Origin of the sequence: Curtobacterium subtropicum (genome assembly GCF_030362975.1) — a bacterium.
In the GTDB taxonomy this organism is placed as follows: domain Bacteria; phylum Actinomycetota; class Actinomycetes; order Actinomycetales; family Microbacteriaceae; genus Curtobacterium; species Curtobacterium subtropicum.
This window is the reverse complement of record NZ_JAUCMM010000004.1, coordinates 266,919-278,466: the sequence shown is the minus strand read 5'-3', so window position 1 is coordinate 278,466 and position 11,548 is coordinate 266,919. Positions and strand designations below refer to the sequence as shown.

13 protein-coding genes and 1 rRNA gene are annotated in these 11,548 nt (G+C 72.4%); 9 read left to right on the top strand and 5 right to left on the bottom strand.

The genetic code is table 11. The annotated features are described in order from the left end of the window. The 4 genes from rrf to QUG98_RS08725 all read left to right on the top strand — a co-directional run. Positions 1–111 (top strand): 5S ribosomal RNA (gene rrf, locus QUG98_RS08740); the annotation flags it as partial. Positions 112–245: 134 nt separating this feature from the next. Beyond that, on the top strand, positions 246–554 hold the full coding sequence (locus QUG98_RS08735) for a hypothetical protein (RefSeq protein WP_289470165.1): 309 nt from the start codon (positions 246–248) through the stop codon (positions 552–554). After that, positions 551–1,204, top strand: coding sequence for a hypothetical protein (locus QUG98_RS08730; RefSeq protein WP_289470164.1), 654 nt, complete (start codon positions 551–553; stop codon positions 1,202–1,204). Before QUG98_RS08735 ends, QUG98_RS08730 begins: the two co-directional genes overlap by 4 nt. A 171-nt stretch (positions 1,205–1,375) precedes the next feature. Further along, on the top strand, positions 1,376–1,741 hold the full coding sequence (locus QUG98_RS08725) for a hypothetical protein (protein ID WP_289470163.1): 366 nt from the start codon (positions 1,376–1,378) through the stop codon (positions 1,739–1,741). 20 nt (positions 1,742–1,761) lie between these two features. Here QUG98_RS08725 and QUG98_RS08720 read toward each other — a convergent pair whose 3' ends face one another. The 5 genes from QUG98_RS08720 to QUG98_RS08700 form a co-directional block, all read right to left on the bottom strand. Beyond that, positions 1,762–2,388, bottom strand: a complete 627-nt coding sequence (locus QUG98_RS08720; protein WP_289470162.1) for a response regulator transcription factor — start codon at positions 2,386–2,388, stop codon at positions 1,762–1,764. Then, entirely contained in the window at positions 2,385–3,620 is a 1,236-nt protein-coding gene (locus tag QUG98_RS08715) for a sensor histidine kinase (protein WP_289470161.1), read from the bottom strand. The genes QUG98_RS08720 and QUG98_RS08715 overlap by 4 nt, the downstream gene beginning before the upstream one ends. A 53-nt stretch (positions 3,621–3,673) precedes the next feature. Further along, positions 3,674–4,489 (bottom strand): ABC transporter permease, encoded by an 816-nt coding sequence (locus tag QUG98_RS08710; protein WP_289470160.1) that lies wholly within the window; start codon positions 4,487–4,489, stop codon positions 3,674–3,676. Further along, the gene (locus QUG98_RS08705) at positions 4,486–5,331 is read right to left on the bottom strand and encodes an ABC transporter ATP-binding protein (protein ID WP_289470159.1); all 846 of its coding nucleotides are present in this window, start codon (positions 5,329–5,331) and stop codon (positions 4,486–4,488) included. The genes QUG98_RS08710 and QUG98_RS08705 overlap by 4 nt, the downstream gene beginning before the upstream one ends. 502 nt (positions 5,332–5,833) lie before the next feature. After that, positions 5,834–8,266, bottom strand: a complete 2,433-nt coding sequence (locus tag QUG98_RS08700; RefSeq protein WP_289470158.1) for an ATP-binding cassette domain-containing protein — start codon at positions 8,264–8,266, stop codon at positions 5,834–5,836. Positions 8,267–8,429: 163 nt separating this feature from the next. Between QUG98_RS08700 and QUG98_RS08695 the strand changes: the two genes are divergently transcribed. From QUG98_RS08695 to QUG98_RS08675, 5 genes are all read left to right on the top strand, one after another. Beyond that, on the top strand, positions 8,430–9,284 hold the full coding sequence (locus QUG98_RS08695) for a hypothetical protein (RefSeq protein ID WP_289470157.1): 855 nt from the start codon (positions 8,430–8,432) through the stop codon (positions 9,282–9,284). Positions 9,285–9,321: 37 nt separating this feature from the next. Continuing rightward, positions 9,322–9,582, top strand: a complete 261-nt coding sequence (locus QUG98_RS08690; protein WP_289470155.1) for a hypothetical protein — start codon at positions 9,322–9,324, stop codon at positions 9,580–9,582. Between the two features lie 9 nt (positions 9,583–9,591). Beyond that, on the top strand, positions 9,592–9,981 hold the full coding sequence (locus tag QUG98_RS08685; RefSeq protein ID WP_289470154.1) for a hypothetical protein: 390 nt from the start codon (positions 9,592–9,594) through the stop codon (positions 9,979–9,981). Positions 9,982–10,056: 75 nt separating this feature from the next. Then, positions 10,057–10,989: an NADP-dependent oxidoreductase gene (locus QUG98_RS08680; RefSeq protein ID WP_289470153.1), complete on the top strand. Its 933-nt coding sequence runs from the start codon at positions 10,057–10,059 to the stop codon at positions 10,987–10,989. Between the two features lie 194 nt (positions 10,990–11,183). After that, positions 11,184–11,537, top strand: a complete 354-nt coding sequence (locus QUG98_RS08675; RefSeq protein ID WP_289470152.1) for a lactococcin 972 family bacteriocin — start codon at positions 11,184–11,186, stop codon at positions 11,535–11,537. Positions 11,538–11,548: the final 11 nt, after the last annotated feature.

The following is an 11,548-nucleotide window of genomic DNA, read 5'->3' as shown; positions in this document are numbered from 1 at the left end:
GGTCATAGCGAGAGGGAAACGCCCGGTCACATTCCGAACCCGGAAGCTAAGCCTCTCAGCGCCGATGGTACTGCAAGGGGGACCTTGTGGGAGAGTAGGACGCCGCCGGACTCAACGTTCAGCAACACCAGGAAACCCCTGACCGTGACCGGTCAGGGGTTTCCTGCGTTCCCGGCGGCGATCATCGTGCTGAGACCTTCGTCGCGTGTTTGTAGTCGCGGGCGGCCGGCGGAGAGAATGGGTCTGTGGGGGCACTGGTGATCGTGATGTGCGTCGGGGCGGTGTGTGCCGTGGCGGGGGCGCTTGCGTACACCGGGCTCTGGCGATCGTGGATTCGACGGAACGCCTCGACGCAGATCTTCGGGCTGGGGTGGCTCGGGCTGTCGGTGCTGTCCCTGGGTGTTGCGATGACGCAGTTCGACGGTCCCTTCCTGACGCTGGCCGGTGTCCTCATGATCGTTTTCGTCGTGTCGGGCATCGTGGGGTTCTGTCTGTCGCTCGGCATGCTGCGATGGGCGACCCCGCGCTGGTACCGCGATCGGACACGACGGTGAGCCACGGGGAGCCGAGACTGCCGTGGCCGGACGTGCGGTGGGATCGTCTGGCGATCGTCGGTGGTCTCGTGCTCGAGGTCCCGGACGGCTGGACGGCGGTCGCACGCTCGGGAGCGGTCGAGCTCGCACGTGCCGGGTCGACCATCACCCTGTGCCCCGTCGACACCCTGGGAGCCGACCCTGCGCTCGACTTCGCAGCCGTGGCAGCGGAGGACCCGGACGCGTTGCTCGTGGAGGGCGTTCCGGACCGGCTCGTCGTCCTGGGGAGTACCGACACGTTCCAGGACGTCCGGTACGCCGAGGTCGGCCTCACAGCGGTGGGCATCACCGCACGCGGTCGGGTGCGCGAGTGGCCGGCGGTCACGCAGGTCGTCGACGGCGTACTGCGGTCGCGGTGGTCGTCCCCGTCGTCTCGGCGAACAGCGGGGAAGTCGGAGACCGGCCGCGACACCGGTGTCGGGCTCAGTGTCAGCGCGTCGAGCGGCCCCACCGCAGCGAAGGTGCGCGACCGGGCGGCTGCTCCGTTCACGGTGCGCGGCCCGAACGGGTTGTTCGAGCACCTCGTGCAGGTGGAGGACCGCGGGATCGTCCCCGGACGGCTGCGTCGATCCGAGGTGGGCATCGCTGCGCGCACGGCGGGACTCACGTGACGATTCGGCGCGCTGACGGCCACCGGGTCTGCACTGCTGCGCCCGGCGCACGGCCCGGACGACCTGCTCGTCGTCGAGAGCCGGACGCGCGACGTCGTCACGAGGCGATGGCGTGCGTGGCTCCGGGACGGTGACGCCCTCGTCGTCGAGGACGGCGACGGGGGGAGCGCGATGGGTGTGCTCCCTGACGGACAACTCGTGCGGGAGCTGCTCGGCTGGCTCGGCGTCGACCCTGCCTGGGTGGTCGCCGGAGCGGAGTCGGTCTCGGTCCCGCTCACTGCCCTGGACGACCGTGACGGCCCGTGCCCGTGCGACGTCGGGTGGATGCGGGCAGCGTGGCGCGTCCGTGACTGGCACACCGTCCGCGGTCAGGGCGAGCGACGTCAGTACGGCGTGCTGTCGATCGTGGTGCCGGGCATCGGGGTGTTCGATCGGGAGGTCGACGGCGACACGCTCACGCTGCAACCGTCGTCGCCGGCGGAGCTCGCACGGGACGTGGTCCGGTTCCTGACGGCCGAGCGGCGCGACGAGGCCTGAGCGCGAGCGTCTGCAGCTCCTCAGCGCAGGATGCCGAGCTCCATCGCGCGGGTCACGGCACGGGTGCGGTCGTTCACGCCGAGCTTCTCGAACACGTGCCCGAGGTGCGTCTTCACGGTGGTCTCGCTGACGAAGAGCGCGCGGCCGATGGCGGGGTTCGAGTTCCCCTGCGCGACGAGCTGCAACACCTCGAGCTCACGTGGACTCAGCGCCGGTCCGACCGGGGCCTTCGCGGTGGTCCGGCGGACGAGCGCCGCGGCCGCCGAGGGAGCGAGGGCTGTCTCACCCCGAGCGGTCGCCCGCAGCCCGGCGAGGATCTCGGACTCCGGAGCGGCCTTGAGCAGGTATCCGGACGCGCCGGCCTCGATCGCGGCGAGGATCTGGTCGTCGGACTCGTACGTGGTGAGGATGAGCACGCGGACGTCGGGCGCGCGCGCGAGGATGCGCGCCGTCGCCTCGTCGCCGGTGCACCCGGGCATCCGCAGGTCCATGAGCACGATGTCCGGCCGCTCGGCCAACGCGGTCGCGACGGCGCCCTCGCCGTCGCTGGCCTGACCGACGACCTCGACGTCGTCGGTGTCCTGCAGCAGGGCGACGATGCCCGCGCGGACGATGGGGTGGTCGTCCGCCACCACGACCCGGATCACCGTACGGCTCCGGTGACGGGAGGCTGCGCCGGCGCGGCCTGGAGGCCCGGCTCGGCTCCGGCGGGCACGGCTGCCTCGATCGCGGTGCCGGCGGGTACGGCTGCCTCGACCACGGTGCCGGCACCCGGTGCCGACGTCACCGCGCAGGTCCCGCCCGCCAGGGCGAGCCGGTCGTGGAGCCCGCGCAGGCCGCGCCCCGCGGTCGGAGCCGCGGCGTCGAACCCGGTGCCGTCGTCCTCGACACGGAGGACGACCTGCGGACCGTCAGCGTGCAGTGCGACGCGGGCCGAGGTCGCGCGGGCGTGCGCGCGGACGTTGGCCAGGGCCTCCTGTCCGACGCGGAGCAGGACCACCTGCGCGTCGCGGTCGAGCGGGCAGTCCGGGGCGTCGACCGCGACCGGGACGCCCGTCTCGCGGGTGAAGCGTTCGCCGAGCCGGTGCAGCGCAGCGCCGAGGCCGTCGCTGGCGACCCCGGCGGCGCCGGCCGCGACCAGGACCCGCGATTCCTCGAGCGCGGTCCGTGCGGAGTCCTCGAGCACGGCGAGGCGCTCGCCGAGCCGGTCGACACGGTCAGCAGCGAGGTCGGCCCGCGCCCGCTCCGTGAGCATGACGATGCCGGCGAGATCCTGCGCGACGGTGTCGTGGATCTCGCGGGCCAGGCGTTCGCGTTCGCTCGTGATCCCGGCAGCGCGGTTCGCCTCAGCGAGGGACTGCTGCGTCGCCTCGAGCTGCTCGATGAGCTGGCGGCGCTCGTCGGACAGCCGGGCGATGCGGGAGATCCAGAGCCCGAGCGCGCACGCGCCGAGGACGCTGATCGCCTCGATGACGATCGTGCCGGCGAGGGCATCGGGGCCGGATGCGATCTGCAGGCCGACGCCCGACGCGATGCCGATGGCGACCGAGACCCAGACGGCGGTGCGGATGCGCTCGATCTGGCACCATGCCACGGGGAACAGGACGGACTGGATGAAGGCGGTGCTCGGGACGACCGCGGGCAGCACGAGGGCGACGATCACGAGCAACGGCACGAAGGCTGCGGCGGCGCGCGGCTCGTCGTACCCACGCCAGCCGTACGTCACGTACGCCAGCGTGAGTAACCCGAGGGCGACGAAGGCCGGCCAGCGTGACGGCCAGGGCGACCAGTCGGTCGCGGCGATCACCGACACGAGCGCGACGGCGACTGCCACCGCGACGTGCAGTCCCCAGTTGCGGTGCCTGGTGATCCGGTCCATGCCGACAGCATCCCATCGAGTGCCGCCGTTGCGAGCGTTCTCCACAGGCACGGTCAGGAGTCCCGCCGGTTCCACCGGAACGTCAGGAGGCACGCGACGGTGCCGACGACCAGCCATGCTGCCAGGACGAGGGCCCCGAGCCCGAGGTGCCACGCGCCTCCCGGCTCGGCGGACGCGAACGCGTCCGGCAGGAAGACCGAGCGCATCCCCGATGCCATCCAACGCAGGGGGAACACGCTCGCGACGGTCTGCAGCCAGTCGGGCAGCTGGGTGAAGGGGAGGTACACACCGGAGATGAACTGCAGGACCAGGACGACGGGGACGACCGTGGCGGTGGCGCGGCGGCCCTCGCGGGGGAGTGCCGAGATCGCGATGCCGAGGACGCTCGCCGTCGCGACACCCAGGAGCATGATCCCGGCGAACCGCGCCCACGCACCGCCGTCGGTCGGCAGGTCGACGCCGAAGACGACGCTCGCGACGACGAGGAGCAGCGCGGTCTGCGCGATCGAGGTCACGAGGACCATGCCGATCTTACCGACGAAGTAGCTCACGACGGGGAGCGGGGTGCCGCCCAGGCGCTTGAGCGTGCCGTCGCTGCGCTCGCCGGCGATGTCGACGCCGAGGGCCTGCGTGCCGGAGAGCAGGAAGCCCGTGGCGACGAGTCCGGGCAGGTAGTAGGTGGCGTAGTCCACGCTGACGTCCGGGCCCGCCTGGATGTCGGCGGCGCTGCTGAACGCCACCGAGAACAGCGCGAGCATGACGATCGGGAAGAGGAAGGTGAAGAAGACCGAGTCGGGCGCGCGGAAGTACGACCGCAGCTCGTACGTGATGCGGTGGGCGCCGAGGCGGATGCCGAGTGCGGGGTTCATGCTGCGTGCTCCGAGATCATGGTGAGGTAGACGTCCTCGAGTGCGGGGCGGATGACCTCGAGTGCGTGCATCGGGGTCGTGGTGCTCCGGACCAGGGCGGTCGGGTCGGTCGTGCGGCGTTCGTGCCGTGCTCCGGTGTCGTCCTGCCACCGGACGATCGGTGTGCGTGCGTCCGGTCCGCCGATCGCGTCGATCGGCGCGACGTCGAGCAGGCGGCCGCCGGCGAGCACGGCAGCGCGGTCCGCGAGGTGCGCGGCCTCGTCGAGGTAGTGCGTGGTGAGCAGGACCGTGGTGCCCTCGGCGCTGACGTTCCGGATCAGCTGCCAGAACTGCCGACGGGCCTCGGGGTCGAAGCCGGTGGTCGGTTCGTCGAGGAACAGCACCTCCGGTCGGCCGATGATCCCGAGGGCGACGTCGACGCGGCGGCGCTGCCCTCCAGAGAGGCGACTGATGCGGGTGTTGCGCTGGGCCTCGAGTCCGGTGGCGGCGAGGAGTTCATCCACCGGACGGCTCCGCGGGTACAGGTGGCGGAAGTGCTGCAGCTGCTCGGCGACGGTGACGTTCGGGGACTCAGCACTGGTCTGCAGGACGATGCCGATGCGGGCGTTGTGGCTGCGACTGGCGCGCGCGGGATCGTGCCCGAGGACGCGGACCTCGCCGCCGGTGCGGGAGCGGAACCCCTCGAGGATCTCGACCGTGGTGGACTTGCCTGCGCCGTTCGGCCCGAGCAGGGCGAACGTCTCGCCGGGCTCGATCGTGAAGGAGACGTCGTCGACGGCCCGCTTGCCGTCGGGGTACTGCTTCGTGAGGTGCTCGACCGTGACGGCCGGTGTGGTGGTCATGCATCCAGCCTGACGGGCGGGCGGGCTCCGGCGCATCGGAGGGGCGGGCGGAGGTGCATCCTCCGATCGGGGGATGTCGTGTCCGGTCGAGCCGGCTGGCCCCACCGCGGCGGAGCCGTTCCGCGTCCGGCGCGTCGGTCGGCTGGTTCGGACGATCGATCTCGTCGGCGTGGTGACGATCCTGGTTCGCGCGACCCGGGTTCCGCGAACCAGGATCGTCAGTTGCCGTGTCGGAGATCGAGTGCCTGCGGGATTGCTCCCGGCAGTGGACCTGGACGCGGGTGGCGGACGGACGGGTGGCGGACGGACGGGTGGCGGACGGACGGGTGGCGGACGGACGGGAGGCGCGGGGCGGGCTGGTCGCGCGCCTCCCGTCCGTCCGGTGCGCTGACCGGTGTGCTCGGTCGCGCGGCCGCCCCTGTGGTCGCCTCGGCGTTCGTGTCAGTGGTCACGCTGACCGGGCTGCCCCGGTCGGCGTCCGAGTGCGGCCGGGCTGCCTCGGTCAGCGTCCGAGAGCGGTCCGCAAGTACGGCGCGGTCCGGCTCGCGGGGGACGCCGCGACCTCGCTCGGGGTCCCGGAAACCACCTGACCGCCCTCGTCACCGCCGGCCGGGCCCATGTCGATGACGTGGTCCGCCTGCGCGACGACGGACATGACGTGCTCGACCACGACGACGGTGTTGCCCGCGTCGGTGAGCCGCTGGAGCTGCGCGGTGAGGAGTTCGACGTCCGCCGGGTGCAGGCCCGTGGTCGGCTCGTCGAGCAGGTAGAGCGTGTGACCGGTCCGGGCGCGTTGGAGTTCGGTCGCGAGCTTGATGCGCTGGGCCTCGCCGCCGGACAGCTCGGGCGCGGGCTGCCCGAGCCGCAGGTAGCCGAGGCCGACGCTCCGCAGGGCGTCCAGCGCGCGGGCCGCTGCGGGCAGTTCGGCGAGGGCGTCCGATGCCTCGTCGACGGTCATGCCGAGGACGTCCGCGATGGTCGATCCGTTCCGGCGGACCTCGAGCGTCTCGGCGTTGTACCGCGCGCCGTGACACTCGGGGCACGGCGCCCAGCTGCCCGGCAGGAACAGGAGTTCGACGGAGACCGACCCCTCGCCCTGGCAGACCTCACAGCGGCCGCCCTCGATGTTGAAGGAGAACCTGCCGGCGGTCCAGCCGCGCTCCCGGGCATCATCGGTCGCGGCGAAGGCCTGGCGCACCGCGTCGAACATCCCCGTGTAGGTCGCGAGGTTGGACCGCGGCGTGCGGCCGATCGGCTTCTGGTCGACCTCGACGACGCGGGTCACGAGCGGGTGCTGCGTCGCGACCGACGGCAGGACCCCTCCGACGAGCGAGGACTTGCCGGAGCCGGAGACGCCCGTCACCGCGGTCATCACCCCGAGGGGCAGGTCGACGTCGAGCCCGTTCCCGTCCGAGCCGCGCAGGTTGTGCAGGGTGAGGTCACGGAGCTCGAGTGTTGCCACGGGTTCGCGCTGCTCGTGCTCGACGGGTGCGGTCCGGGGCTGCAGGTAGCGCCGTGTCACGCTCTCGGGGACGTCGGCGAGCCCCTCGGGCGGCCCGCTGTAGAGCACGCGTCCACCTCCCGAACCGGCACCGGGGCCGACGTCGACGATCCAGTCCGCACGTCGGACGATGTCCATGTCGTGCTCGACCACGAAGACGCTGTTGCCGCTCGCGCGCAGGTCGCCGAGGACCTGCACGAGCGACTCCGCGTCGGCCGGGTGCAGCCCCGCGCTCGGCTCGTCGAGCACGTAGACCACGCCGAACAGCCCCGACCGGAGCTGCGTCGCGATCCGGAGGCGCTGCGTCTCACCGGGGGAGAGCGACGGCGTCGCGCGGTCGAGCCCGAGGTACCCGAGGCCGAGTCCGACGAGCACCTCGACCCGGCCGAGCAGGTCCGCGGCGATCGACTTCGCGACCTCGGACCGCTCCCCGGAGGTCACCCGGCTCTGCGCGGGCGACGGGTCGGTCAGCTCGGCTGCCGGGCGCAGGACCGCGGCGACCTCGGACAGCGGCAGGGCGTTGAACTCCGCGATGGAGCGGCCGCCGAACGTCACGGCGAGGGCTGCCCGGGTCAGCCCGGAGCCGTGGCAGAGCTGACACGGGCCGGACTCGACGAAGCGCAGGGCCTTGTTCCGCTGGGTCTCGCTCTGCGAGTCGGCGAGGGTGTGCAACGTGTACTGCCGGGCGCTCCAGAACCGACCCTTGTACGGCTTCGCCACCCGGTCGCGCTTGGGGTGGACCTCGACGACCGGCTGCTCCTCGGTGAAGAGGAGCCAGTCGCGGTCCTCGCGCGGGAGCTCGCGCCACGGCCGGTCGATGTCGTAGCCGAGCACCGCCGTCACGTCGCGCAGGTTCTTGCCCTGCCAGGCGCCGAGCCAGGCGGTGATCGCGCCCTCGCGGATGGACAGCGACGGGTCGTGCACCGCCGAGGCCTCGGTCACCTCGTGTGCCGTGCCGAGGCCGTGGCAGCGCGGGCACGCACCGGCGACGGTGTTCAGCGAGAACGAGTCGGAGTAGAGCTGCTCGGCGCCTTCGGGGTAGGTGCCGGCGCGGGAGTACAGCATGCGCACCGAGTTGCTCAGCGTCGTCAGCGTGCCGACGGTCGAGCGGGTGCTCGGGGCTCCGCGGCGCTGCTGCAGGGCGACGGCCGGGGGCAGGCCGGTGATCTCGTCGACGTGCGGGGTGCTGCCCTGCGCGATGAGCCTGCGCGCGTACGGCGCGACCGACTCGAGGAACCGCCGCTGCGCCTCGGCGAACACCGTCCCGAACGCCAGGCTCGACTTGCCGGAGCCCGAGACTCCCGTGAAGGCGACGATGCGGTCGCGGGGGATGTCCACGTCGACGTCCTGCAGGTTGTGCTCGCGGGCGCCGCGGACGCGGATGAACCCGTCGTGGGACGGCGGCTGGTCGGCAGGGTGGTGCGGTGCGGACATCCGTTCGAGCGTAGGCGGAAGCGTCGCCCGGTGTTCCGGAGGCGACCGCGAGGCGGACGGGAGACGCGGGTCGGGCGGATCGCGCGCCTCCCGGCCGGCACGTGCGGACGGGAGGCGCGGGGCGGGCTGGGCACGTTCCTCCCGTCCGATCGGTACGGTGGTCGTGGGGAACGGGGGATCGATGGTCGACGACGTCGCGTGGTCGCCGCCGAGGCGGCGGAACGGCATCTGGTGGATCGTGGCGAGCGGGTTGCTGCTGCCCGCGGGGTGGGTGATGTGGCTGCTGGTCGCGCTCGCCGGGTACAACGGCGCCGGGAACTCGACGCACACGCTCTCGAACCAGACGATCGGGAGCATCATCGTCACGGTGGTGTGTGCCGGGGTGCCGCTGGCCGGGGTGGTCGTGCTGCTGGTGCAGCGGCGGCGGAACCGGTCGGTGACGCTGGTCGGGCCGGTGGCCTGTGCCGTCTTCGTGGTCCTCGCGGCCGTGTCGCTCGGGTACCCGACCATCGGGATCGCGCAGGCCTGGGCCGAGGAGGAGCAGCAACGGGCGCAGCCGCTGACCCCGCTCGAGACGAGCAGGACGCAGGCGCAGGCCGAGCAGGACCTCACGGCGGTGGGGGAGCGCGCGGTACGGGCGATGGGAGCGGACCCCGGTTCCGGGGAGATCGGGCAGTACACCGCGGCGTGTCCGCTGTCGAACCTCGACCAGGGCACGCAGTACCGGTGGCGGTGGTCCGCCTCCTCGGTGCCGGAGGACGACCCGCGATCCGAGGCGGAGCGCGAGGCCGACGAGCTGCCGGCGGCGGAGCTCGAACAGCGCATCGCCCCCGTGCGCGAGGTCTTCCGTGATGCCGGCCTCCGCGACGCCGACCCACTCGGGTGGGACGTCCGTGGGTACGGCGACGGATGGCTGCACGAAGCGTTCGTGGGCGTGACGAAGGTCTCGGGGGACGTGTCGCTCGAGACGAGCTGCCTGGCGGGCGGACCGGGCGACGGGTACGACGAGGATGAGTGAGCACGTGTCTGTCGGTGCGCCGAGGCGTCGGGCATCCGTGGGTGTCTGGATCGCACTCGTGGTGGCTGCCGGGTGCACCGTGTACGAGCTGCTCGCGGGTGCGCTCGTCGAGTGGACCGGGCTCGGCTTCGTGCCGCTGCTGTTCGTGCCGCCGCTCTACCTGGCGGCGATCCTGCTGCTGATCTGGGTCGGACAGCAGGGGATCCGAGTGGCGCGGACGCTGGCGGTCGTCGTGGGGGTCGTGCTCGCGGTGTCGTTGCCGGTCGCGGTGGTCGTGGCGATGCGGACGTGGAACTGAGGGGGAGACGTGACGGCGGACGACGGCGGGGCCATGGACGACGGCCAGCTGAGCGGCGAGGGTCGACCGCGCGGTGAGGACCCCGCGAGCACGGGGTGGGTCGCGGGCAGCATCGTCTCGCTCCTGATCGGGTGGTCGCTGGCACTGGCGTCGATCTTGTCCACGTCGGGTCCCTCGTCGAGCCAGTGGCCCGACGGAGGCAGGGTCCTCCTCGCCGTGATCGCCGTGGCGATGGGCATCGGGGTACCCGCCCTGGGATTGCTGCGCGTCCGGCGGCAGGAGCGGCTCGGCCGGCCGACGAGCGATGCGGTGCCGGCCGTGTGCGCGGTCGTCATGCTGCTGGGCGTCTGCACGCTCCTGCCGATGCTCGTCCTCCAGGTTGCCCAGGTGCTGTCCTAGCAGCCGCTGCCGCGGGTGTTCGCTCCTGCAACGTCCGCTGAGTCCGCACCGTCCGGAGCGCGTAGACCGGAGGGCATGAAGGTCGTCGGAGTCGAAACGTTCGGAGGGCCCGAAGCCCTCGCCGTCCACGAGGTCCCGGAGCCGCACGCCGGCCCGGGCACCGTCCGCATCCGGGTGCAGGCGTTCGCCGTGAACCCCACCGACACCGGGGTGCGTGAGGGGCAGCGAGACTCGTCCGAGGCCTCGCCGCCGTACGTGCCCGGGATGGACGCCGCCGGGGTGATCGACGAGGTCGGACCCGACGTGACGGACTGGCAGGTCGGCGACCAGGTCATGGCGATGGCCCTGCCGCTGTCCGAGCACGGTGGCGCGTACGTCGAGCACCTCGTCGCACCGGTCGGGTCCTTCACGCGGATCCCGGCGGGCCTGTCGATCGAGGAGGCCGCGACCGTGCCGATGAACGGGCTGACCGCGCTGCAGATCCTCGGACGCGCCGGACTCTCCGAGGGCGACACGCTCGCCGTCACCGGCGCCGCCGGGCTGCTCGGGAACTACGTCGTGCAGCTCGCGAAGCAGCGGGGGATCACGGTCGTCGCCGACGCTGCGCCGAAGGACGAGGACCTCGTGCGCTCCCTCGGGCCGGACCACATGGTGCGCCGCGGCGACGGGTTCGCGGCAGCCGTGCGGGGCATCGTGCACGACGGCGTCGATGCGCTCGCCGACGCCGCGGTGCAGCGGGACGAGGTCGTCGACGCGGTGCGGGACGGCGGGTTCTTCGCGGACGTGCGGGGGTGGGAGGGTAACGGCGCTCGCGGCATCCGGTTCGAGCGGATCATGGTGTTCTCGGAGTACACGTCGTTCGACCTGCTCGAGGAGCTGCGGCGGGCCGTGGAGGACGGGGTCCTCACGCCGCGGGTGGCGGAGGTGCTGCCCGCATCGCGGGCTGCGGAAGCGCACGAGCGGCTGGCCGCCGGTGGGACGCGTGGGCGGTTCGTGCTGACCTGGTGACTGCGGGTCGCGAACGCGACCCTGTGTCGGACGGGAGGCGCGGTGCCAGCTGACACCGCGCCTCCCGTCCGTTCCCCTCACAACTGCTCGATGTACCACACTTCGTGCTCGGTGTTCTGGTTGCTACGGTGGCGCGACCGACGGGAACACCCCCGTCGGAGTGAGGAGCAACCGTTGGGAAGAAATCGGTCATCGTGGCGGCTGCCGCGCTCGTCCTGGGGATCGTCGGGCCTGTCGGAGCAACCGCAGCGGTCGCGGCGGAGGCTCCGTCGTCGGCCGAGCACGTCGTCGAGGGAGGTGCACTCGCGGATCACGTCGGCGGCACCAGGAACGGGACGGCGTACCCGGAGGGCGGCACCTGGAGCTGGGGCGTGTGGAGCGGCGAGGTGCACTCCGTGTACCAGCACGACAACTCGACCCACCGCGCGTCGGTGAAGTCGAACGGCGTCGTGACGCGATCTGCGTGGCAGCCGCCGACGAAGGTCGCGTACGCCCACCGCCAGAAGGCGCTGTCCGGGAACCAGGCGTTCTGGGCCCGACGCGGATGAGGAACTTCGCG